Source organism: Acinetobacter lwoffii, from assembly GCF_049367455.1.
GTDB classification, from domain to species: Bacteria; Pseudomonadota; Gammaproteobacteria; order Pseudomonadales; family Moraxellaceae; genus Acinetobacter; species Acinetobacter lwoffii_W.
This window is the reverse complement of the sequence record NZ_JBMPXW010000001.1, coordinates 2365682-2390388: the sequence shown is the minus strand read 5'-3', so window position 1 is coordinate 2390388 and position 24707 is coordinate 2365682. Positions and strand designations below refer to the sequence as shown.

The window sequence follows — 24707 nt, the reverse complement described above, 5'->3', positions numbered from 1 at the left end:
TTAACGAATAAGACAATAGTGAAATGCTTACCCGAACGCCAATGTTCAGTTCAATTCCATTTTAAGGTTTATATATGAAAGTTTTGTGCCAAAAATACAATTTTCATGATTTTTATTCTTTAAAACTGGGCACATGATCAATCTTCTTTATGCTGCGCACGCGGATGGGCCTGATCATAAATCTGGGCCAGATGGTCAAAATCAACATGGGTATAAATTTGCGTGGTGGTTAAATTACTGTGTCCCAGCATTTCCTGCACGGCTCGTAAGTCCCGGCTATTCGATAACATGTGACTCGCAAAACAATGTCTTAACAAATGCGGATGTAAATCTACATTCACGCCTGCGCGCTGCGCCTGAAACTTGACCCGATTTTCAATTTGTCGTGCACCGAGCGGATTGCCTTTCTGGGTAATAAATACATTCGCCTCCGGTACAAAATCGCCATTCCATAAGGGATAGACTTGCAACCAAGCCATCACGCTGTCTTTGGCCTTGGAACCGAAAGGCACTATCCGGGTTTTATTGCCTTTACCAGTAATGCGTAATAACTGCCGGTTGAAATCAATATCTTTAATTCTCAGGCTTTGCAGTTCTGCCAGACGCAGCCCACTGGAATAAAGCAATTCTAACATCGCTTTGTCCCGGAGCCACATTTGCTGTTGTATTTCATTTTCAGGCGCAGGCTGATCAATAATTTGGTTGACGGTTTCAATATCCACCATGCCCGGCAAAGGACGCGATTGACGTTTTAGCTGAAAATCATCCGCCGGATTAAAAGCCATATGCTGAGCCTGCTCGGCCCATTTCATAAACTGACGAATAGCCGAAAGCATACGTTGCAGGCTGCTAGGACTGAGCTGATGCTGTTCCACTTTTTCAGCCAGAAACTGGCGTAAATCGGTGGCTTCTACATCGTTTAAATTGAGCTGCTCACGCTGGCAAAACTCTAAAAAATCTGAGACATCACGTTCATAGGCTTGCAAGGTATGTTTGGACTGGTTTTGAATTTCACGTTCTTTCAGCCACATGTTAAGCAAGAGTTGAGGTGGGACAATCACTGCTTGCTCCATTTAGAGTTGCTCCAAATAATCTTGAATCAGCATTGCAACCTGATTTGCATGAGAATTGGCAAAGAAATGATCTCCACCTTGGATAGTATACAGTTTTGCATTTTTAAAAATTCCTGCCAAGTATTGTCCAAGCTGTACAGTGCTTAAAGGATCATGATCGCCCCAGATCAGCAAGATCGGAACGTCCAGACTTGCGAGCTGAACGCAGCTAAATTCAGTTTGGTCTTGTTCAAACCAGTCCGGCGCTGTTTTAAACAGTTCACGATAATCTGTTCGCCAGTCTGCACAATGAAATGTTTTTAAATTCAGACCACCAGATGTCGCCAACAATACCAGCCCTTTGATTTTCTGTGGATGCTTAAGTGCCAACCCAACGGCCAAGACACCGCCCATAGACTGGGCAATCAGAATAGAATCGTCCTCAATTTTTTCTTTCACGAATTCTTGCAGATCATACAGCTTTTGAGTGGCTAAATTTGGCACTATGCTATCAAAACCCGGATAGGCAATGACTTGCTAATCTGTATATTTGGTTAATACTGCCCTTAATGGCTGCCAAAAGTGCTGGCTTCCTGAAGCACCCGGCAGGAAAACAAGCGTATTCATCTCGTTCAAATTCTACGGTTTTTCCCATCCTAGCATAAAAAAAGCACCATCGATCAGACAGTGCTTTTTTCTCAAGCGCAACCAAGCTTAACCCTGGAAATAACGTAAATCCAGACGCCCTTCATATACGGTCGCCGTTGGTCCAGTCATCCAGACCACATCACCTTCTTTCCACTCAATTTGCAACTTGCCGCCTGCCAGTTCAACTTCGACTTTACTCGAAAGCAGACCACGGCGCATACCTGAAATAGCGGCAGCACAGGCGCCTGTACCACAAGCCAAGGTTTCGCCTACACCACGCTCATACACGCGTAAACGTGCATGTTTTTCATCAATAATCTGCATAAAGCCAGCATTGACCCGTGCCGGGAAGCGTGCATGCGATTCCACTTGTGGGCCAATACGTGCGACATCGGCAGCAATCACATCCGGTACAATCGTCACCGCATGTGGATTGCCCATATTCACCACATCAATGGTCAGCTTTTCACCACCAGCAAGATCGATGTCATACAGGCTTTCCGGTGCATCGGCCAGGAATGGAATTTCCTGTGGCAGAAATTTTGGATAGCCCATATTGACGCGTACCCAACCATTCGCCCCCAATTCAGGCTCAACAATACCAGATTTGGTTTGTACCTTGATTTTGGTTTTGGTCGTGAGCTGACGATCATGCACAAATTTAGCAAAACAGCGCACGCCATTGCCACATTGCTCCACTTCCGAACCATCGGCATTAAAAATCCGGTATTTAAAGTCTGCACTTGGTACATCGGGTGGCTCAACCACCAAGAGTTGATCAAAACCAATGCCGAAGTTACGGTTGGCTAAACGCTGAATGGTCAAAGTATCCAGATAAGCACGCTGGCTGATCAGATCAACCACCATAAAGTCATTGCCCAGACCATGCATCTTGGTAAATTCTAATAACATCCTGATTTATCCTTAAGGCAATAAACGCTCACGTTCCCAGAGTGATTCAATCGTTTCACGTTCACGAATCAAATGTGCCTGGTCAGCGTCGACCATTACTTCAGCAGCACGTCCACGGCTGTTGTAATTTGAACTCATCACAAAACCGTATGCACCTGCGCCAAGCACTGCCAGTACATCATTTTCCTTGATGGCAAGCTCACGCTCTTTACCCAGAAAATCACCAGTTTCACAAATTGCACCCACGGCATCCCATTCTTTCGTTTCAACATCAGTACGAGGTGTGACGGATTGAATGTCCATCCATGCTTCATATAACGCAGGGCGAATCAGGTCATTCATCGCGGCATCAATGATCGCGAAATTACGGTGATTCGTTGGTTTTAATAGATCTACTTTAGTCAGTAACACACCTGCATTGGCAGAAATACTACGTCCCGGTTCCATATACACTTTCAAGCCCAACTTTTCTAAAGCCGGACGCAGCGCATTGGCATATTCTTCAACCGACGGCGGGGTTTCATCTTTATACGTCACGCCCAGACCGCCACCGATATCAATGTGTTTAAGGTGAATCCCCAGCTCTTTTAACTGGTCGATCATCACAATGACACGATCCAGTGCATCCACAAATGGCTGGGTTTCAGTCAGCTGTGAACCGATATGGCAGTCAATCCCGACCACATCCAGATTTGGCAATGACGCTGCATATTGATAAGTTTCAAACACGCTATCAGAGGGAATACCAAATTTATTTTCTTTTAAGCCGGTTGAAATATAAGGATGGGTTTTGGCATCGACATCCGGATTCACACGCAATGAAATCGGCGCTTTGACATTCAATTCAGCCGCAACTTTCTGGATACGATCCAGCTCGGCATAAGATTCGACGTTAAAGCAGGCAATCCCAACTTCTAGCGCTTTTTTGATATCCGCTTCAGTTTTACCCAGACCGGAAAATACAATTTTCGATGCATCACCACCGGCTTTTAGCACACGCGCCAATTCACCACCGGTCACAATATCAAAACCGGCACCCTGTTTGGCCAATACATTCAATACCGCAAGATTAGAGTTGGACTTTACCGCAAAACAAATTTGATGGTCGATAAAATCAAAAGCACGATCCATATCTAAAAAATGCTTTTCCAAAGTGGCTTTAGAATAAACATAGAGTGGTGTGCCAAATTGCTCCGCGAGCTGTTGTAATGAACATTGCTCAGCGTGCAATACCCCATTAATGCGGGTGAAACTCATGAAGGTATCCTTTCTGTGAAAGCGTTATGGTGTGGTTTTAACGTCTGAATCGGTAGGTGCAGCAAACTGTTGTTGCACAGGTGCCTCGCGTTCTTCATCGGACGCTTTAGGCTCAGTGTCAGTATTTTTGTATAACAGATATTTGGCACGCTTGTCGTAATTCGGATCATTCGGCAAGTGCAAAGCACCTGACTGTCCACAACCTGCAAGAGCAAGACCTGTCGCTAAGATACTGATGTAGCAAATGACTTGGCGCATCTGACCACCTAATGTAATAGTTTCGATGAAGTATAACGCGATCATTCGGCATGACCCAAGCGTTAAACGCTAGAGAGTATCTTTAGACAAAAAAAAACGCCAGCAGATCGCTGACGTTTTTATTGATAAGGTTTATTTACGTTTCTGTTTATAGAAACCAAAATATCCAATGATTAGCAGGATAAACCAGATCGGACTGACCATCAGTGCCTGGCGGGTGTCGTCTTCCAGCGCCAAGACCACGATCATGCTCAGGAAGAAAATAATCACGATCCAACAGCTTACCAGACCGCCTGGCAACTTAAAGGTCGATTTGGCATGCAGTTCTGGACGTGTTTTATAATACACGATATAGCTCCAGATAATGATGATCCAGACACAAATAAACAGAATCGTAGATAAAGTCGTTGCCAAGGTAAAGGCCCGAACGGTATCCGGAACAAAATACTGAAGTGCTGCACCCAGCAACAAACATATCGCAGAGAAATACAGCGCATTTGCAGGCACTGCGCGACGGTTCAAGCGACCAAAGGCAACCGGTGCCTGCTCTTCACGCGACAGGCCAAATAGCATACGACTGGTCGAGAATACGCCACTGTTCATCGATGACATCACTGAGGACAATACCACCAGGTTCATGATAATCGCAGCCGCTGCAATACCAGCCTGACTGAACAGGTTTACAAACGGTGATACATTCGGATCAATCTGGTTCCATGGTGTCACTGACATCACAATTAGCAGTGCCAATACATAGAAAATAATGATACGAATCGGAATAGAGTTCACTGCTTTTGGCAGGTTCTTTTCCGGATCTTTGGTTTCAGCCGCGGTAGTACCCACCAGCTCTACCCCGACAAAGGCAAAGATTGCAATCTGGAAACCGGCCAGGAAGCCCATGGCACCCGTCGGGAACAAACCGCCATGCTCCCAGATATGACTAAAGGATGCGACCGTACCGGCATCATTGGTAAAGCCGGTAAACACCATCCACAGGCCAACGGCAATCAGCACCACAATGGCGATAATTTTGACCAGGGCAAACCAGAATTCCATTTCACCAAACAGTTTTACCGTGACCAGATTCAAGCCCATGATAAACACAATCGCGGCAACACTGATCATCACCCCTTCTTCAGGGCTAAAGGGCAAGCCATTATTGAAGAATTGCAGATAATAAATAATGGCTGACAGATCTGCGATCCCGATGGTGATCCAGCACAACCAGTAGGTCCAACCGACAAAGTATCCGGCCCAAGGCCCGATCAGATCCGTGGCAAAATCAATAAATGATTTATATTGCAAATTGGAAAGTAACAATTCCCCCAATGCACGCATCACCAGAAAGACCATAAAACCGATGATCATATAGATCACCAGAATCGAAGGACCTGCGAGACTGATGGTTTTACCCGAACCCATAAACAGGCCGGTTCCGATGGCGCCCCCAATGGCAATTAACTGTAGGTGCCGATTGGACAAACTCCGCTTTAATTCACCGTGCTCTGCCGATGAATTGTTATATTTTTCTGACATTATTAATTACAACTTTGAGTTTTACTCGCGACAAATTAACGTAAAAAATGCTGAATACAAAAATAAAATTTGCATCATTTGTATTTCCTGATTAATTGAAGAAGTTAATTTATTTTTCTTATATCGCTCTCCAGTTACATTTTTGCTTTATTTTTGACCTGAAAGATTCCAGTAATTTCTTGTCAAATTTTTAAAACTGTGTAAAAAATAAAACACTATTCAGCCAATTTATGCATTTAGGATGAATGCATCTGGCATAGCAATTGCTTTTTAATCAATACCTCGAACTACACAGACATGGATCAATAAGAAGAATTTTATGCAAAATTTACAAAGTTTAATGGAAACTTTAAGCGGCTGGGTCTGGGGCCCTTATATGTTGGTACTGATTGTCGGTACCGGGATATTCCTCACCTTCCGTTTATTGTTCTGGCAGTTCCGCATGTTGCCACTGGCTTTTAAACAGGTCTTTGGCAAGCACCCTGACCATTCAGGGGACATTTCACAATTCGCTTCATTGATGACCGCACTCTCTGCCACGATTGGTACCGGTAACATTGCCGGCGTAGCCACTGCCTGTGTCCTCGGTGGTCCGGGCGCCGTGTTCTGGATGTGGATGACTGCCCTGTTTGGTATGGCGACCAAATATGGCGAAGGTGTTCTGGCAGTCAAATACCGAGTCAAAAATGAGAAAGGTGAAATGTCCGGTGGTCCGATGTACTACATCGAGCGGGGTCTGAAATGGAAATGGCTGGCGCTGATTTTTGCCTTGTTCGGGGCACTGGCTTCTTTTGGGATCGGCAGCTCCGTACAGTCCAATACCGTAGCATTGGCAGTGCAAAACAGCCTGGGCATCGAAACCTGGATGACAGGTATTATTATTACTGCCTTTTCGGCACTGGTGATTTTGGGCGGGATTAAATCGATTTCCAGAGCAGCGTCACTGATTGTTCCTATTATGGCTATAGGCTATGTGGCAGGGGGATTAATTATCATTTTTAATAATCTCGAACTGGTCGTTCCTGCGCTTAAAATCATCTTCACCTATGCCTTTACTGGAGAAGCCGCAGTGGGCGGTGCAATTGGTGCGGCGATTCGTTATGGTGTGGCACGTGGTGTATTCTCCAACGAAGCCGGCATGGGTTCTGCGCCGATTGCTGCTGCAGCGGCAAAAACCGATCATCCAGCCCGTCAAGGTCTGGTGTCTATGACCGGTACCTTCATTGATACCATTATTGTCTGTTCAATTACCGGTATGGTTCTGGTAATGGGCTATATCATGGCCGGTAATTCATTCGGAGATCAAACCGGTGCCGTATTGACCATCGGTGTATTCGACAAGCTGCTACCTGGTATTGGCGGCTGGGTGGTGACTTTCGGGATCATTTTCTTCGCTTATTCCACCATTTTGGGCTGGAGCTACTATGGCGAAAAATGTACCAGCTATTTACTTGGCGAAAAATTCGTTTTGCCCTATCGCATTATTTATATTGCCTCAGTATTTATCGGCTGCATTGCAACACTGGATCTGGTCTGGCTATTCGCCGATACCTTTAACGGCCTGATGGCGGTGCCGAACTTAATCGCATTATTATTGCTATCTGGGGTCATTGCCAAAGAATCGAAAGACTTCATTGCAAGACGTAAATCTGGTGAACTTTATTAATTGACAAGTTATTTAACTACTCAAGCCAAAATAGTAAAAAGCCACGTTAATCGTGGCTTTTTCTGTTTCATCTTTTCCATTCTTCATCATGAAAATTTAGCAACGTAAACCACTACAAGCCAGCTTGTCCCACTCAGATTCAAGCTCCAGTGCCAGTCCTAAAGATAAAACAAAAAACTGAATGCCTTTAATTTTCATATTGCCCTGTTCATCTTCCAGATACTCACTCAGTTTTTGATAGGTTTTATGATGCAGATCAAAAGGTACATCCAGATAAAGACCACCTAGGTAGATTTCACTATGGACGGTTTGATCCACACCTAAACACGGCATATAGGCAATCCCCTGTTGCTCTAGCCAGCCGATCAACATCTGGCGAACCGAGTTTGCATCCCGATCTGGATGTACATAATGATCAAAATGCACGAATAACACATCACGGTTTTTTTCACGTGCGATCGCATCAATATGTTTCAGCAATTGTGACAAGATCTGTTCCATTCCAGCATAACAAGATAGGCATTATAGACGGCGGTACCGCACAGTATTCAAATCAGCATAAATAAAAGCGACAAACCTTGTCGTAAAAACCATGATTTTTCAGGTGAAAGGCTTGGTTTTCGATGGCATTCACCGCTATGCTGTCACTCAATTTCAATCGCTTCATCTTCAAATATGGCTAAAGCAAAAAGTGTGTATCGTTGTGAACAGTGTGGTGCCGATCATCCAAAATGGTCGGGGCAGTGTTCTGAATGCGGGGAATGGAACAGCCTGGTTGAGGTGACCATTGCACCGGCAGTGACGCATCGCGCCCAGCCAAAAATTGGTGGTGGATACGCCGGCCAGGCGTCTAGCATTACTACCTTAAATCAGGTCTCAGTCTCTCATGAAACCCGTCTGCCGACGGGTATCAGCGAATTTGACCGGGTCTTGGGTGGCGGACTGGTGACCGGTTCGGTGGTCCTGATCGGCGGTGATCCCGGAATTGGTAAATCTACCATCTTGCTACAAACAGCCACGCACATGGCATCTGCCAAAAATCCGGCCCTGTATGTGACCGGTGAGGAATCTTTATCTCAGGTGGCTTTACGTGCCCAGCGTCTGGATCTGCCAACTGACCAGCTCAAAGTCATGGCAGAAACCTGTGTCGAACGTATTTGTGAAGTACTGGCCCAGCAACGTCCTGCAGTGGCCATTTTGGACTCAATCCAAACCCTGTATACCGAAACCCTGCAATCTGCCCCGGGTGGTGTCTCACAGATTCGTGAATCAGCGGCCCTATTGACCCGTTTTGCCAAAAATAGTGGTACGTCTTTGTTTCTGGTCGGTCATGTAACCAAAGAAGGCGCACTGGCCGGCCCACGTGTACTGGAACATATGGTCGACTGTGTGCTGTATTTTGAAGGCCAGTCGGATTCACGTTACCGAATGATCCGAGCGGTCAAAAACCGTTTTGGTGCGGTCAATGAACTCGGCGTGTTCGGCATGACCGACAAAGGTCTGCGCGAGGTGTCCAACCCTTCGGCCATCTTTTTAAGCCGTTATGATGAAGCCATTCCCGGCTCGATTGTGATGATCAGCCGCGAAGGTACGCGCCCACTCCTGGTTGAAGTACAGGCGCTGGTCGATGATGCACATGGCCAACCAAGACGTGTAGCGCTTGGCTTGGATCAGAACCGTCTAAATATGCTCCTTGCAGTCATGCATCGGCATGGTGGTGTGCAAACCTCTGGTCAGGATGTTTATGTCAATATCGTCGGTGGTTTGAAAATCACCGAAACTGGTTCGGATCTGGCGGTACTTCTCGCCTGCGCTTCCAGCATTCGTGGCAAAGCCTTACCGCAACAGTTGGCAGTTTTTGGTGAAGTCGGACTGTCTGGAGAGATTCGCCCTGTGCCAAATGGTCAGGAGCGCCTAAAAGAAGCGATTAAACATGGTTTTAAATACATTATTGTCCCTCGCGGCAATGCACCGCAAAAATCCATTGAAGGCGTGCAAATTATTGCAGTCGCGCGTTTACATGAAGCGTTAAGCGAGGCGATGACGCTGAGTGATGAACTCAACTAACTGTAAACTGACCTATTTGGTATAAAGAGCAAAAAAATACAGATTTTTGATTGAAATTCCACACAAAGCCTATATAAATAGACTGTACAAATAGGTTTTATTCTCATAGGAAAAATGAATGGAAGTTCGACAGCGCGGTTTGATCACAGGTATCTTGACAGCAGTTTTATTGGTTGCGCCTTTTGCAGCTGAAGCAAAACGTGCCGGTGGCGGTAAAAGTCATGGCATGCAACGTTCTGCACAACCTACTCAATCTTATCAACAACCTCGTCAAGCTGCGCCTGCTCAACAAGCGCCAGTTGCCGGTGCTGCAACCCAGCAAAAATCTGGTCCGGGTGTCGGCGGCATGGTTGCCGCGGGTGTAGCCGGTGCTGCGATTGGTGCAGTTGCTGCGAATGCCTTGGCGGATGATCAAAGTGTAGCAGCATCTGAAGCTCAGGCTGCTCAAGCAGAAGAGGAAAAAGGTGGTATTCCGGGCTGGATCTGGATCCTTCTTGCTGCTGCTGTTGCCTTCTTCATTTTCCGTAAGATGGGCGCAAAAAAAAAAGTAGCTTCTAACCCATATGCACCAAATAGTGGTGCTGGTAATACAGCACCTTTTGGTCAGGCACCGACTGCACCTCGCGGTGGTGACAATACCAATATTTTTGGTCAGAATGTGGGTGGTCAAACACCAAGCAATAATGCTCCGTTCGGCTCTGCTCCGGTAAATAACGCGCCTTTTGGTGCAGCTTATACCCAAAGTGGTAGCCAGTTACCGGATGGCACTGAACCTGCAGCATTCTTGCGTGTAGCGCGTCAGCGTTTTAACCATATCCAGTCTATGAATACAGCAAGCAACATTTCTGAAATTCAGCGTTACTTGACCCCTGATCTTTATCAGTCGATGTATAACGACATCATGAGCAATCAGGATCAGGATGTTGCCGAGTTTTCAAATCTAAATGCCTTGGTCGTCGATTCATCTACAGACAATGGCCAATATATTGTCAGCGTACGCTTTACCGGTACGGTAAGCGAAGACTTGAACAGCTTGCCACAACCGTTTGCAGAAATCTGGCATTTCACCAAACCAGCAGGTTCAAATCAGGACTGGGTGGTTGCAGGTATTCAGCAAGACTAATCGTGAATAAATGAAGTTTAGACAGCGGCCTTCGAGCCGCTGTTTTTATTTTCAAGCCTTACATTTTGATCTTTTTTAATTCCCTTCCCCCCTCTCTTTTTTAACCTAACTTCCAGTTTTACTTATTTTTCATATAAATAGTTCAGCAACCCATATTTAAAATATAAACAATAATTGTTATCATTATCATTAATTAGTTCATAAATTTGTAAATAGAATTTTCGATGATGAATAGTCCGAATATGCAAGCCATAGCGACTGGAACAGTTACTGCACCGAAACCATCAAGCAAAAATAAAGTCAAAGCAAATATGCTGGCTTATCGTGGGATGATTTTATATCGCTTTATTCTGGCGGGTGCTGGCGGTTATCTACTGGCTACACTGGCAACGATCGTGATTGCCCAGCTTTTTATCGACAGTGGAAGCAGTGCAGCCATGTCCGCCACCCTGATTGGCTTTAGCTTGAATGCTGCTGCATTTATCTGGGTATTTATGGTGAATAAGACGCTCAAAGCTACGCTCGGGATCGCGATTCCCGGTGTTTTACTCTATATCGCCTATAAGCTTTTAGGAAATTGAGATGAGAGTAGATGCAAAACCCGAAGGTCCACGCCAGTCGATGTCGTGGTTGCATACCTGGGCCAGTCTGATTTTAGGCTGGCTTTTATATGCGATTTTCTTGACCGGAACCTTAAGCTTTTTCCAGAACGAAATTACCGTCTGGATGAAACCGGAATTTCATCAGTCAGTCCCGCAAAAGACCCAGATCGAACAGACGCGTGTGGCATTAGCTTATCTGCAACAGCATCATCCGGATGCTGGCAGCTGGGCGATCCAACTTCCTAACTCACGCCAAAATACCACCACCCTGACTATTCGTAGTACCGGCGAAGATCCGCGTGCCCGTCGTGGCGGTACCCGTGTGACGATTGACAGCGCCACGGGTGAAGTTTTGCAAGCGCGTGAAACACGTGGTGGCTCCTTCCTATACCGCTTTCATTTTGAATTGTATGGTTTGCCAAGAATCTGGGCACGCTGGATTGTCGGCATTGCGACCCTGCTCATGCTGGTAGCGATCATCAGCGGTGTAATTACCCATAAAAAAATCTTCAAAGACTTTTTCACTTTCCGTCCAGGCAAAGGTCAGCGTTCCTGGCTAGATGCGCATAATGCTACTGCGGTATTTGCCCTGCCCTTTCATATCATGATTACTTTCAGTGGCTTATTACTGCTGCTCTTTACCCTGATGCCTTGGGGTGTTAACCAGATTTATGAAAATCGAGGTGCATTTCTGCAAGATCAACGCAAGAGCTTGATTCAGGACAACAGCATTCAGGCTGAATCCAGTGAAAGCCATAGTGAGAGTAAAGAACGTCGACCGCAAGCTGAGAGAGAAAATCGTGGCGAGCGTGGTGAAATGTCGGCACGGGGTGCAGGACGCCGCTCTCGTGATGAAATGCAAGCTGCACCTCCTGCAGCGTTAACCGATCTGGCTCCGATCTTGGCAACAGCCGAAAAAGAATGGAAAAATAATCCGGTGGGTACGATAACCGTTATCCAGCCGAATACCGTAAAAGCTGAAATTGAGCTTCGTGCCTTAAACGGAGTCAGCGTAGCTTATCGCAATGTTTATCCAAGCCTTGCTTTCAATGGCGTAACCGGTGATTTAGAGCCGGATCACACCACCCTGAAAATACCTTCAGTCGCCAATGGTATTTATAATGTATTCACCACATTGCATGAGGCACGTGGCGTGGATCTGGCTTTACGCTGGTTATTGTTCATGTCAGGTGTGGTCGGCACCTTGATGATTGCAACCGGCTTGATTCTATGGTGTGTCAAACGTGCACCGCAGCAACAGAAGCAAGGCTATAAATCCTTTGGTTATCGTCTTGTGGAAGTCACCAATATCGCTGCCATTATTGGTTTACCTATTGCCTGTGCTGCCTATTTCTATGCCAACCGTTTTATTCCGGCAGACATGGACATGCGTCTGAACTGGGAGATTCGTAGCTTCTTTATTGTCTGGTTGCTGACCTTAGTTTACGCCATGATTCGTAGCAATCGACAAGCCTGGCTAGAGCTACTCGTGCTTGCAACTGTGGCATTCGCATTGTTGCCAATCATTAATTTCCTGACTGGAGGTCAGGCGATCTGGAATACCGTCCTGAATGCTCAATGGATGATTGCTTCTTTTGATCTGGCGATGTGGGTGCTTGCGATCTTGTTCTGGTTTTCATTTAAAAAAGTGAAAAACCATAAAGGCTTACCCTCTAAAAAATCCAAAGTGATGCTCAAGGAGAATCAGGCATGATGTTCTTCTTATTGATTTGGGCTTTGACGTCTCTCGGTTTATTTGCGCTTGCCGCATCCATGTCCAAACATCAAAAACAGATCTTTGCTCAAGAATTAGATGCTTCCAAAACCAGACTGGCCAGCATTCTTGGCTGGGTAATATTGATTCTGGCACTTATCCTGTGCCTGTTCGCTGGAACGATCAGCAACATGATCAGTTATTGGCTCGGCAGTTTAACTTTTGCGGCCTTGGTCGTAGCTTCAAGCCTGAGTTATCTGGCAAGTAGAATTAAAGTGATCGTAATGTTCTGTGTGTTCATAGCCTCGATCTCAGGGATTATTTGCTTGATCTAGTTGATTGATTCATCACTACCTTTTTAAAAGCTGATCTTCGGATTGGCTTTTTTTCTTTAAACCTTTTAGTCTACCCACAATATTTTTGAGATGTTGATATGACCCAGCGTGTTTCTCTCTCTGCTGCCCTGACCAATCTTGCCTTAGCAGGCAATGCTGAAGCGCAATTTGAATTGGCTGAACTGTATATGCAAAGCGAGCATGATGATGACATCATCCTGGCTGAAGAATGGGCATTGAAAGCTGCCAACGGCGGACTGGTTGATGCGATGTACTGGTTAGGTGAAGGTTATACTGTTTATGCCAAAGAACTGGCAGAAGAAGATCCGGAAGAATCTAAAGCTCACTTTGAGTTAGCCTATTACTGGTTAAGTAAGGCCAATATCGAGAAGCACCCTGCTGCGACTTTAGAGCTAGCAGGTTTTTACCGTCGTGGCGATGTAATTGAAAAAGACGTCGAAAAATCGATTGCTTTGGTAAAACAGGCTGCGGAATGGGGCGAAGTTCAAGCGATGCGTGATCTTGCATTTATTTATGCCAATGGTTTAGGCGTAGATGGCAATGAAGAACAGGCTGAGTTCTGGACTCAAAAAGCAGATGCTGCTGAAGCTAAATAAGTAAAAAAAGCCCATCAGATGATGGGCTTTTTATTATCATATATGATTCACAATAAATTCTATTTCCTTTATTAAATAATCTAAAAGCTCATTTAATCCAATCAAATCATTAAGCCTCATAACACTATAATTACTATGATCTATTTTTTCTTTCGATTTTAATAAGGCTTTCGTTCTCTCTGTTTCTGCATATTTATAATCCTCCCTCTTCGCATTGGTGCGTATTTTTTTTAATTCACTAATATCATGAGATAAGAAAACGATATATTTATCCTTTACTAGTGTAGGAATTGAATGAGCAATTAAATTTCTAACAAATAAGTTCCTCTCAACTTTCCCCAATAAATAAATTATTTCACCATTCAAATGCTTATGTAATTCTTTCACATTTATAAGCTGTGACAAAGGTAAGGTTCTCACTTCATCCTTATATGTAGGTATTTCTACATATGTTACGAGCCTCTTGAGATGAACCTCCAACCTATTAAAATTTATAAGTAAATCTATGATCAATAATTTACACCCAGTTTTTAGCTCACAGTGCCCAAGGAAATCCAGTGGTTTGTCTTGGATCAGCACATCGATGGATTTTGTAATTTCCTCTAAGTCATCCATTCTTCTTCCTTAGTATATTTTTAAGTCAATGTATTTGTATCGGATTTTATATAACTTGGCTATCACTTTAAATCCAAGTACAATACGGCGCTAGTCGAGGGATGCTGCGACGTTTTACAGGCACTAAATGTAAAATCGCTAGGCTCGACCATCGGTCAGACATTCGTTCTGATCAACAACGGCATCCGCGAACAGAACGATCCAATCTATTTTTTCCTAGGAGATCCTGATGAACGCGGTTACTGCTTCATTTACAGATTACAAAGTTGCTGATATTTCACTTGCTGATTACGGCCGTAAAGAAATCAAACTTGCTGAAGCTGAAATGCCAGCCCTCATGGGTCTGCGTAAACGCTACTCGGCAGCAAAACCACTTGCAGGCGCGAAAATTCTCGGCTGTATCCACATGACCATTCAAACAGCTGTTCTTATTGAAACACTGGTTGAATTAGGCGCAGAAGTTCGCTGGACTTCATGTAACATCTTCTCGACTCAAGACCATGCTGCTGCTGCTATCGCTGCTGCGGGCATTCCTGTATTTGCTTGGAAAGGCGAAACTGAAGAAGAATACATGTGGTGTCTTGAACAACAAATCAATGTAAATGGCAAACCTTGGGATGCCAACATGATTCTTGACGATGGCGGTGATTTAACGCTACTTGTTCACGAAAAATACCCAGAAGTGATTGCAAAAATTCACGGTGTAACTGAAGAAACAACGACAGGTGTTCAACGTCTGTACGAAATGCTTCGTGATGGCACTTTAAAAGTTCCTGCAATCAACGTAAATGATTCAGTAACCAAGTCTAAAAACGACAACAAATACGGTTGCCGTCACTCACTAAATGATGCAATCAAACGTGGTACAGATATGCTTTTATCTGGCCGTCGTGCGCTGGTAATCGGTTACGGTGACGTAGGTAAAGGTTCTGCTCAATCCCTTCGTCAAGAAGGCATGATTGTACGTGTAACTGAAGTTGATCCAATCTGTGCTATGCAAGCATGCATGGACGGTTACGAAGTTGTATCTCCATACAAAAATGGTGTGCAAACTGGTAAGAAAGAAGATATCAATGTTGATCTTCTTCAAAACACTGACCTGATCGTGACTACAACGGGTAACTACCACGTTTGTGATTCAGCAATGCTTGATTCATTAAAAGCGGGCGCTGTTGTATGTAACATCGGTCACTTCGATACTGAAATTGATACAGCTTACCTACGTGGTTACAAGTGGGTTGAAGTTAAACCTCAAGTACACCAAGTGTATCGTTCAGAAAATGAAAATGATTACCTGATCCTTCTTTCTGAAGGCCGTTTGGTGAACCTTGGTAATGCGACTGGTCACCCATCACGTATTATGGATGGTTCATTTGCCAACCAAGTATTGGGTCAAATGCATTTATTCGCTGAGAAATTTGCTGATCTTCCAGAATCTGAAAAAGCTGCACAAATTCGTGTAGAGCTTCTTCCTAAGAAATTAGATGAAGAGGTTGCTGCTGCGATGGTTGCTGGTTTCGGTGGTGTCTTGACTCAACTAACTCAAGAACAAGCGGATTACTTAGGTGTTCAAGTTGAAGGTCCGTTTAAAGCGGATGCTTATAAATACTAATTAAACTCCACCCTCTCCCTAACCCTTTCCCATAGGGAGAGGGAACATTCATTACCAAATGTATGTCATCGAGGGTAAGTCCTCTCCTTCCAGGAGAGGATTTAGGAGAGGTAAAACTAATTAAAAAGTATTTATAAAAAAGGATTTGAACATGTCTAAACAGATTCCAATTTCATTTGAATTCTTCCCAACCAAAACTGATGTAGGCGCGGAAAAACTCAAGGTTGTACATCAAGAGTTACAACTGTTAAACCCAGAATTCTTTTCTGTGACCTATGGTGCTGGTGGTTCGACCCGTGAACGCACCCTGTCTACCATCAATGACTTTAATGGCAAAGGTGCACCTGTTGCCCCTCACCTGTCTTGTATTGGTGATGACAAAGCACGTATTGCAGAACTTCTAGACCTGTACAAATCTCAAGGCATTAACCGTATTGTTGCCCTGCGTGGTGACTTGCCTTCTGGTCAGGTCGGTTTGGGTGAATTACCTTATGCAGCTGATCTGGTTCGCTTTATCCGCGAACATTCAGGTGATCATTTCAAGATTGAAGTGGCAGCTTATCCGGAAATGCATCCTCAAGCAGAAAGCTTTGACAAAGACATTCAGCACTTTGTTGAAAAAGTTCAGGCGGGTGCTAATGCCGCTTTAACCCAGTTCTTCTTCAATCCAGATGCCTATTTCTACTTTGTAGATCGCATACAGAAAGCAGGAATCAATATTCCTGTTGCGCCAGGGATCATGCCGATTACCAATGCCAGCAACCTGATTCGTTTTGCTGACGGTACCGGTGCTGAGATTCCACGCTGGATTCGCAAGCAACTGGCCACCTATGGTGATGATAGTGCCAGCATTAAAGCCTTTGGTCATGAAGTTGTGGTGAAATTCTGTGAGCGTCTGCTTGCAGGTGGTGCACCAAGTCTGCACTTCTACACCATGAACACCACTGATCCGACCCGCCAACTTGTAAAAGACCTAGGTCTCGCATAAGTTTTCAGACTGCATTGATCTGACCCTTTTTCTCCCTTGAGGAGAAACATGCAAAGGGTGTAAAGAGCTATGCAGTCTTGTTTTGTCCCACCTGAGAGTAATTCCGACATGCCACGTTTTTTTATTGAAGCAGACTTAAATGTTGATACTACGGTTGAGTTAACAGAAACCGTTTTTCATCATTGGGTCAAGGTATTGCGTGCTCAAGTGGGTGAAAGCGCGACATTGTTCAATGGACAGGGTGGCGAATATGAGGTGACCCTGACTGAGGTAGCCAAAAAATCAGCCACCGTTTCGGTCACTGCATTTAATCCTGCCAATCGTACCCCCAAGTTTCAGGCCTTGCTCGGTCAGGTGATGAGCAAAGGTGATCGTATGGATTATGCGATTCAGAAAGCGGTCGAACTAGGCGTATCTGAAATTCAGTTGCTGACGTCAGATCGCTGTGAAATGCGCTTGAAGTATGATCGTGATCAAAAGAAACTGGACCACTGGCAAGGGGTTGCAATTGCAGCTTGTGAACAGTGTGGTCTGAATATCGTACCCAAGATTTTAGCGCCCATGTCACTTGAAAAATGGCTGGATACTGAGCTACCTAACACCAAGCTGGTTTTGGCACCCAATAAAGATGAAGCCGATGTACTGGCAGAAGCGACCTTGGATCTTGCCCTGTTAATTGGCCCCGAAGGCGGTCTGAGTGAGGCAGAAATTAACGCCGCAAACCAGAAAGGTTTTCTGAACTGGTGTATCGGCGAACGTGTACTGCGTACCGAAACAGCCCCTGTGGTTGCCCTATCAATTTTAAATTACGTGCTTTAGTTCATCAGATGAGTAAAAATTTGTCTTTAATTTTGTTGATTTTTATTTTTAAGACAACTAATCTCGACTAAAGAATAATAAATACTTATTAATTGATTTCACACATTTCCTGGGGTTTTTATAACAACAATGTACAAGGACGAAAACCGTTTAGGATGAATACAGGCATTGAATTACATGGTTGATAATCAGAACGACTATATTCAGCAACATTTACATGATGCGCAGATTGCAAACACGCTGCGCCATAGTCGCTATTTTTTAATCAGCATCATGGTGATCTGCTTTTATATTTTTTGTATTTATCACATTCAATATAGCCCTTCTAATACTTATTTTAATACCTGGTTCATTCTGACAGAGTTCCTGGTCAGCATATGCTGGCTGGTCACTACACTGTATTTTAAACCTGAGCAATATAACCAGAAGAGTGCGCACCGCTGGTTACAGATTCAGAGTCTGGCTGTTGGCCTCAGTATCGCGGCTGGTATTTTTACCATTTACTATTATTTGCCTCAAGCCAACCCGGCCTTTGACGATATTGAAGCGCTGACCTTATCCGCCTTGTTGCTGATTGTCACCCAAACCTTTGGCCTAACCTATTTAACCCAAAAACTCAGTTATTTCTGTCTGGCATTTTTACCCTCTTTACTGCCGTTTTTACTATCACAAATTTATCAGGTCGGTCATTCCAACCCCTTCTTTGCGCTGGCCTTAAATTTCGCCATGATTGTGATTCTGCTGTGTGCGACCAGTAGCTACCGCATTCATCGCCGTACCTCACGCCTTTATGCAGAAAATGACATTCTGGTGAAAAATGCCGAGCAGCAAGTCCATTGGACTGATGAACTGTGTCAACAGCTCAAAGCTGAAGTCAATAAATCCAAAGACATCGAACTGCAATTACAGCTCAACAATCAATTGCTGGAACAAAAAGTACGGGAACGTACTTATGATATTGAACAGATCAATCATGACCTGAAGAATCAGCAGCAGAATCTGGAACTGGCACATGAAATTGCCGGTATTCGCCCATGGGACTGGAATATTCAAGAGCGCAGCATCACTTTAACCAATCATAAAGACGAAAAGATTCTGCGTGATTCCAAAGATCATCATCTGCAATTACAGCATCTGATTCACCCTGAAGATCTGGACTATTTTAAGCACAATATGAAACAGCATCTGCGTGGCCAGATTGAACGCTATGATGCCACTTACCGGATCAAGCTCAGTGAAGGTGGCTGGAGTTGGGTGCATGATATTGGCCGGGTAATCAGTCGTGATCCTAAAAACAAAAAACCCTTGCGCATGGTCGGCATCCGGCGTGATATCCAGCAGGAACGTCTGTCTCAAGAACGTTTAAAGCTGGTGGCCAGTGTACTGGAACAGGCTGCAGAAGGCATTTTCATTCTGAATCCTGATTTAGATTATATCGATGTCAATCCTCACTACGAATACCTGAGCGGTTTTGAGCGTGACGAGATTATCGGTAAATCCTTATTTGATATTGCGGTGCAAAACAAATCCCAGCAACGTACTTTTCAGGCCAATATTGTCAAACAGATTCAAAAGATTGGCTCTTATGATGGAGAGGTCTATGCAAAATTTCTGTCTGGCAAAGAGTCGACCTTATGGCTGCATATTAATGCCGTGACTGATGATGAAGGCCGGATTACCCATTATATTGGCATCGTATCAGATCTGACTGAACGTAAATTACAGGAACAGCGCCTGTCCTATTTGGAAAATTACGACACGCTGACCGATTTACCGAACCGCTTCTATTATAATTATCAGTTACATCAATATCTGGTTTCGCAAAAAGACTCGATTAAAGAGATGGCGGTGATTCGACTCAACATCGACCGTTTCCGCCCATTGAATGAATATCTGTCCAATAATGGCGGTGATGAACTTTTACGTCAGGTAGCGCAGCGCCTGCGCATGACCAATGCAGAAGCGCTGTTTGTGGCACATCTAAATGGTGATGATTTTGCGATTCTCTATGAAATCTCACATATTCGCCCTTCAGTTCAGCACCATTGTGAACGCATCGCTCAGGCCTTTAGCAGACCATTCAATATTTATGGTCAGGATCATGTGATTACCCTGTCTATGGGCGTGGCATTTTATCCGGATCATGGCCGTCAACTGGATTATTTGAATAACTGCGCCGAACAGGCATTGAACGAAGCCAAAAATCTCGGTGGCAACACCATTCATTTTTATTGCAGTGAAAATCATTCATTACAGAACAAAGGAGTTTTTCTGGAACGGGATTTGCGTAAAGCGATCCAGAATAATGAACTGGTGGTATATTATCAGCCCAAAATCAATTTCAGCGATCAAAGCATTTATGGCTTTGAAGCACTGATTCGCTGGAACCATCCAGAAAAAGGCATTATTGCACCCGGGCTGTTTATCCCGTTAGCGGAACAAACTAGCCTGATTTCAGACATTGGTCGTCTGGTGATCCAGCAGGCCGCTAAACAGATTCGCCAATGGAATGATCTGGGTTTTAATCATATTTGTGTATCAGTCAATATCGTGGCGCAGCAATTGCGTCGTGGTCAATTGCTCGATGATCTGGATCAGGCCATTGCAGATAACCAGATTTCTGGCGCCAGCCTGGAGCTGGAAATTACCGAATCTTCTTTAATCGAAAATTCGGAAGCGGTCAAAAACCTGCTCAATGAGATTAAACAGCGACATATTCATATTGCCCTAGATGATTTTGGTACAGGCTACTCCTCTCTCTCCTATCTTGCTGATTTTCCTATTGATACCTTGAAAATTGATCGCAGTTTTGTTTGCAAGATTGGGGAAAACAAGCAGGCAGCGATTGTCAGTGCCATGGTGGCCATGGGTAAAGCCATGGGTATGACCGTGGTCGCGGAAGGAATCGAGACCGAAGAGCAGCTAGAATATCTACGTGATTTAGACTGTGATATTGCCCAAGGTTACTTATTTTCCAAACCGCTTCCTGAGCAGGATGCAACCGCTTATTTAGTGCGAGACAAGACGCATCAGACTTATATATCTCAAGTCTAAGTCCATACCCCACCACAATAAGTTTGTTGGAAAAACGGCCGTCTTTGTCTGTCCGAACTGGTTAACAAATGGTATATTCAGGAACATAAATAAATTCTTTGCCCGCTGACCGGGTAATCTTTACAACGATCGAGAGACTGATGGACGAACAATCTTTAAAGCAACAGGCCCTTTACTATCACGAATTTCCTACCCCGGGGAAAATCAGCGTTACACCAAGCAAACAATTGGTCAACCAACGTGACTTAGCCCTTGCTTACTCGCCTGGCGTAGCTGCACCATGTCTTGAGATTGAACGCGATCCTTCAACTGCTGCATTGTATACAGCTCGTGGCAACCTGGTTGCTGTCGTGACCAACGGTACTGCCGTGCTTGGCTTGGGTAATATTGGTCCTTTGGCCTCTAAACCAGTGATGGAAGGTAAAGGCGTATTATTCAAAAAATTCGCCGGCGTTGATGTATTCGATATCGAAATTGCTGAAAATGATCCAGACAAAATTGTGGATATTGTCGCTGCATTAGAACCGACTTTCGGCGGGATTAACCTTGAAGATATCAAGGCGCCAGAGTGTTTCTATATCGAGCAAAAACTGCGTGAACGCATGAATATTCCGGTATTCCATGATGATCAGCACGGTACTTCAATTATTGTCGGTTCTGCGCTCCTCAACGCGTTGCAAATCAACGGCAAAAAAATTGAAGAGATCAAGATTGTGGCTTCAGGCGCGGGCGCTGCTGCACTGTCTTGTTTAAATCTGCTTTGCGCTCTGGGTGCTAAAAAAGAGAATATCATCGTTGCCGATTCACGCGGTCTGCTGACTACACATCGTGAAGGCTTGGATGAATCCAAGAAAGCCTATGTACAAGACATCGAAGCTACTCAGCTTGGTGACGTGATTGCAGGTGCAGACATGTTCCTCGGTCTGTCTGCTGCGGGCATTCTGACCAAAGAAATGGTCAAGGTCATGGCTGAAGATCCGATCATCTTTGCCTTGGCGAACCCGGATCCAGAAATTCTGCCTGAACATGCGCATGAAGTCCGTGATGACGTGATCATGGCAACCGGCCGTTCTGACTATCCGAACCAGGTGAATAACGCACTGTGCTTCCCGTACATCTTCCGTGGTGCGCTGGACGTTGGTGCAACCACTATTAACGAAGAAATGAAAATTGCCTGTGTCCATGCAATTGCACGTATGGCACATGTTGAAGCTGATGCAGCAACTTATGGTGAAAAATCGGCATCATTTGGCCGTGAATACCTGATTCCGGGCCCGCTGGATCAACGCTTGATCCTAGAAATCGCACCTGCTGTTGCACAAGCAGCAATGGATTCGGGTGTGGCAACACGTCCAATCACGGATTTCTCGCATTATCGTCAACGTTTGTCTGAGTTTGTCTACAACTCTGCATTCATGATGAAACCGATCTTTGAACAGGCGAAATCTGATCCTAAACGTATTGCTTATGCAGAAGGTGAAGACCTGCGTGTACTTCGCGCAGTTCAAATCGCGGTAGATGACGGTTTGGCAATTCCGATTCTGGTAGGCCGTCCAGCTGTCATTGAAGCCAACATCAAAAAATTGGGTCTGCGTCTTGAAGATGGTGTGAATATCACTATCGTCGATCAGGAAAAGAACCCGAACTATGAAATGTTTGCAGATGATTACTACAACATCATGCAGCGTAAGGGTGTAACGCCTGAATATGCACAGCGTGAAGCACGTCGTCGCTCGACCCTGATCGCAGCGATGCTTGTGAAACATGGTATGGCAGACGGTATGCTGTGTGGTACATATTCAAGCTACGACATTCACCTGGACTTCGTCAGCAACATCATTGGCAAGAAAGATGGTCATAACACTTTCTTTACCTTGAATGCCTTGATGCTTGAAGACCGTAACCTGTTCATTGCCGATACGTATGTCAATACTAATCCAACGGCTGAACAGCTGGCTGAAATGACCATTCTGGCTGCTGAAGAAGTTCGCCGTTTTGGTATGACACCACGTATTGCCCTGCTTTCTCATTCAAGCTTTGGTTCAGACCAGCATGATGCCAGCGCGCAAAAAATGCGTAAGGTGTATGACATCCTGTCTGAAATCGCGCCTGAGCTGGAAGTTGAAGGTGAAATGCACGGTGATGCTGCACTGGATGAGAACATTCGTCAGTTTGCATTCCCGAATTCACGTTTCAAAGGCTCTGCAAACTTGCTGATCATGCCGAATCTGGATGCTGCCAATATCTCGTTTAACCTGTTAAAGGCAACTTCAGGCAACAACGTAACGATTGGTCCAATTCTGTTGGGTGCTGCGAAACCTGTGCACATTTTGACGCCGACTGCGACCACGCGCCGTGTGATCAACATGACTGCACTGACTGTTGCAGAAATCCAGCAAGCGGAACAAGATGCACTTTAAGCCAATGACAAGATAACGACGAATCAGCCTCGTTTCTTAACTTGAGAAAACCTCTATTCTGTAGCATGATGCTTGTAAGAATAGAGGTTTTTTCATGCAAGTTTATTTAGTAGGCGGCGCAGTTCGAGATCATTTGCTCGGACACCCCTATCACGAAAAAGATTATGTGGTCGTTGGTGCAACTCCCGCGCAAATGCTTGACTTAGGCTATCAGCCCGTAGGCAAAGATTTCCCTGTTTTTCTACATCCCCAAACAAAAGAAGAATATGCACTGGCGCGTACTGAACGCAAATCTGGCGCCGGTTATCATGGTTTTGAGTTTCATACCGATGTCAGCGTTACGCTAGAGCAGGATCTGATTCGTCGCGATCTGACCATTAACGCCATGGCCATGGATGATGCCGGCCAGGTTTATGACCCCTATGGCGGTCAACAGGATCTGGAAAACCGGATTCTACGTCATGTTTCCGATGCCTTTATCGAAGATCCATTGCGCGTGCTACGCATTGCCCGTTTTGCTGCCCGTTATACCAGTGCAGGCTTTGTGATTGCCGATGAAACTTTGGCGTTAATGCAACGCTTGACTGAATCGGGTGAATTAAATGCCTTGACACCGGAACGCGTCTGGAAAGAAACTTCCCGTGCATTATCCGAACGTCATGCTGATGTGTATTTTGAAGTATTACGCGAGTGTGGTGCTTTAAAGGTACTCTTCCCTGAGATTGACGCCTTATATGGCATTCCGCAACGACCTGAATATCATCCGGAAATTGACTGCGGCATTCACACGATGATGTCCTTGCAGCAGGCATGTCGTCAAAATTATAGCCTGGATGTACGTTTTGCCGTTTTAGTGCATGACTTAGGAAAAGCTTTAACGCCGGTTGAAGAATTACCGCGACATATCATGCATGAAGAGCGTGGCATCAAGCCAGTGAATGAACTGTGTGACCGTTTAAAAGTGCCGACGTATACCAAGCAGCTGGCTTTGGCGGTGTGCAAAGAGCATCTGAAATGCCATCAGGCCTTCAATCTTAAGCCGGGAACCTTATGGCGATTATTGCAACGTCTGGATGTGTTACGTCGCCCTGAACGTGTCGAAGCTTTCGTCCAGGCGTGTGAATGTGATTCACGTGGCCGTCTAGGTCTGGAAGATCGTGCTTATCCACAAGCACAATATGTCCTCGATGCCATGCAAACCGTACGCGCCATCAAGGCACAAGACCTGCCTGCCGATATTCAGGGTCCGGATATTGGTGAAATGCTGATTGAACGAAGGATTCAGGCACTCGGTGAACTCAAAGCACAACAAACCGTAGCGATTGAATAATAAAAAAGCACCCTCGGGTGCTTTTTTAATAGCTTAATTTCTCTTTATCACAAAAGGAATTAAGAAATATTGGATCAGTACC

General features: G+C 44.9%; 21 protein-coding genes. 13 read left to right on the top strand and 8 right to left on the bottom strand.

Annotated elements, in window-relative coordinates; translation table 11 throughout:
• Nucleotides 1-137 precede the first annotated feature (137 nt).
• The 6 genes from xerA to ACO1B7_RS11425 all read right to left on the bottom strand — a co-directional run bounded on the left by xerA (nt 138) and on the right by ACO1B7_RS11425 (nt 5663).
• Nucleotides 138-1073, bottom strand: coding sequence for a site-specific tyrosine recombinase/integron integrase (xerA, locus tag ACO1B7_RS11450; RefSeq protein ID WP_005252485.1), 936 nt, complete (start codon nt 1071-1073; stop codon nt 138-140).
• Nucleotides 1074-1556, bottom strand: coding sequence for an alpha/beta fold hydrolase (locus tag ACO1B7_RS11445; RefSeq protein WP_420703703.1), 483 nt, complete (start codon nt 1554-1556; stop codon nt 1074-1076). It abuts the gene before it with no gap.
• Between the two features lie 210 nt (nt 1557-1766).
• A complete protein-coding gene (dapF, locus tag ACO1B7_RS11440) occupies nt 1767-2612 on the bottom strand; it encodes a diaminopimelate epimerase (RefSeq protein WP_129716706.1) in 846 nt (281 codons plus the stop codon).
• A 12-nt stretch (nt 2613-2624) separates the two neighbouring features.
• Nucleotides 2625-3869 (bottom strand): diaminopimelate decarboxylase, encoded by a 1245-nt coding sequence (gene lysA / locus ACO1B7_RS11435; protein ID WP_129716708.1) that lies wholly within the window; start codon nt 3867-3869, stop codon nt 2625-2627.
• 24 nt (nt 3870-3893) lie between these two features.
• The gene (gene lptM, locus ACO1B7_RS11430) at nt 3894-4127 is read right to left on the bottom strand and encodes an LPS translocon maturation chaperone LptM (protein ID WP_129716745.1); all 234 of its coding nucleotides are present in this window, start codon (nt 4125-4127) and stop codon (nt 3894-3896) included.
• Nucleotides 4128-4259: 132 nt separating this feature from the next.
• Nucleotides 4260-5663, bottom strand: a complete 1404-nt coding sequence (locus tag ACO1B7_RS11425) for an amino acid permease (RefSeq protein WP_129716710.1) — start codon at nt 5661-5663, stop codon at nt 4260-4262.
• 319 nt (nt 5664-5982) lie between these two features.
• Between ACO1B7_RS11425 and ACO1B7_RS11420 the strand changes: the two genes are divergently transcribed.
• Entirely contained in the window at nt 5983-7329 is a 1347-nt protein-coding gene (locus ACO1B7_RS11420; protein ID WP_129716712.1) for an alanine/glycine:cation symporter family protein, read from the top strand.
• A gap of 96 nt (nt 7330-7425) precedes the next feature.
• Here ACO1B7_RS11420 and ACO1B7_RS11415 read toward each other — a convergent pair whose 3' ends face one another.
• On the bottom strand, nt 7426-7830 hold the full coding sequence (locus tag ACO1B7_RS11415) for a hypothetical protein (protein WP_071850648.1): 405 nt from the start codon (nt 7828-7830) through the stop codon (nt 7426-7428).
• A gap of 174 nt (nt 7831-8004) precedes the next feature.
• Here ACO1B7_RS11415 and radA point away from each other — a divergent pair, with 174 nt between their 5' ends.
• From radA to ACO1B7_RS11385, 6 genes are all read left to right on the top strand, one after another.
• Nucleotides 8005-9396 carry a DNA repair protein RadA gene (radA, locus tag ACO1B7_RS11410; protein ID WP_129716714.1) on the top strand — a complete coding sequence of 464 codons (1392 nt, stop codon included), beginning with the start codon at nt 8005-8007 and terminating at the stop codon, nt 9394-9396.
• A 118-nt stretch (nt 9397-9514) separates the two neighbouring features.
• Entirely contained in the window at nt 9515-10519 is a 1005-nt protein-coding gene (locus ACO1B7_RS11405; protein WP_129716716.1) for a Tim44 domain-containing protein, read from the top strand.
• A gap of 224 nt (nt 10520-10743) precedes the next feature.
• Nucleotides 10744-11100 (top strand): hypothetical protein, encoded by a 357-nt coding sequence (locus ACO1B7_RS11400; RefSeq protein WP_005106369.1) that lies wholly within the window; start codon nt 10744-10746, stop codon nt 11098-11100.
• Between the two features lies 1 nt (nt 11101).
• Nucleotides 11102-12835 carry a PepSY-associated TM helix domain-containing protein gene (locus tag ACO1B7_RS11395; protein ID WP_423090215.1) on the top strand — a complete coding sequence of 578 codons (1734 nt, stop codon included), beginning with the start codon at nt 11102-11104 and terminating at the stop codon, nt 12833-12835.
• The gene (locus ACO1B7_RS11390; RefSeq protein ID WP_129716720.1) at nt 12832-13170 is read left to right on the top strand and encodes a DUF3325 domain-containing protein; all 339 of its coding nucleotides are present in this window, start codon (nt 12832-12834) and stop codon (nt 13168-13170) included. Before ACO1B7_RS11395 ends, ACO1B7_RS11390 begins: the two co-directional genes overlap by 4 nt.
• A gap of 98 nt (nt 13171-13268) precedes the next feature.
• A complete protein-coding gene (locus ACO1B7_RS11385; protein ID WP_129716722.1) occupies nt 13269-13787 on the top strand; it encodes a tetratricopeptide repeat protein in 519 nt (172 codons plus the stop codon).
• Between the two features lie 36 nt (nt 13788-13823).
• Here the strand turns inward: ACO1B7_RS11385 and ACO1B7_RS11380 are convergent, their stop codons facing one another.
• On the bottom strand, nt 13824-14402 hold the full coding sequence (locus ACO1B7_RS11380) for a hypothetical protein (protein ID WP_337971647.1): 579 nt from the start codon (nt 14400-14402) through the stop codon (nt 13824-13826).
• A 229-nt stretch (nt 14403-14631) separates the two neighbouring features.
• On the opposite strand from ACO1B7_RS11380, the gene ahcY reads away from it, so the two are divergent.
• The 6 genes from ahcY to ACO1B7_RS11350 all read left to right on the top strand — a co-directional run bounded on the left by ahcY (nt 14632) and on the right by ACO1B7_RS11350 (nt 24625).
• The gene (gene ahcY, locus ACO1B7_RS11375; protein ID WP_071850654.1) at nt 14632-16014 is read left to right on the top strand and encodes an adenosylhomocysteinase; all 1383 of its coding nucleotides are present in this window, start codon (nt 14632-14634) and stop codon (nt 16012-16014) included.
• Between the two features lie 151 nt (nt 16015-16165).
• On the top strand, nt 16166-17002 hold the full coding sequence (gene metF / locus ACO1B7_RS11370) for a methylenetetrahydrofolate reductase [NAD(P)H] (RefSeq protein WP_129716724.1): 837 nt from the start codon (nt 16166-16168) through the stop codon (nt 17000-17002).
• A 108-nt stretch (nt 17003-17110) separates the two neighbouring features.
• Nucleotides 17111-17821: a 16S rRNA (uracil(1498)-N(3))-methyltransferase gene (locus ACO1B7_RS11365; RefSeq protein WP_129716726.1), complete on the top strand. Its 711-nt coding sequence runs from the start codon at nt 17111-17113 to the stop codon at nt 17819-17821.
• Nucleotides 17822-17998: 177 nt separating this feature from the next.
• The gene (locus tag ACO1B7_RS11360) at nt 17999-20875 is read left to right on the top strand and encodes a putative bifunctional diguanylate cyclase/phosphodiesterase (RefSeq protein WP_129716728.1); all 2877 of its coding nucleotides are present in this window, start codon (nt 17999-18001) and stop codon (nt 20873-20875) included.
• Between the two features lie 140 nt (nt 20876-21015).
• Nucleotides 21016-23295 (top strand): NADP-dependent malic enzyme, encoded by a 2280-nt coding sequence (locus ACO1B7_RS11355; protein ID WP_129716730.1) that lies wholly within the window; start codon nt 21016-21018, stop codon nt 23293-23295.
• Nucleotides 23296-23389: 94 nt separating this feature from the next.
• Nucleotides 23390-24625 (top strand): multifunctional CCA addition/repair protein, encoded by a 1236-nt coding sequence (locus tag ACO1B7_RS11350; protein WP_129716731.1) that lies wholly within the window; start codon nt 23390-23392, stop codon nt 24623-24625.
• Nucleotides 24626-24707 lie beyond the last annotated feature (82 nt).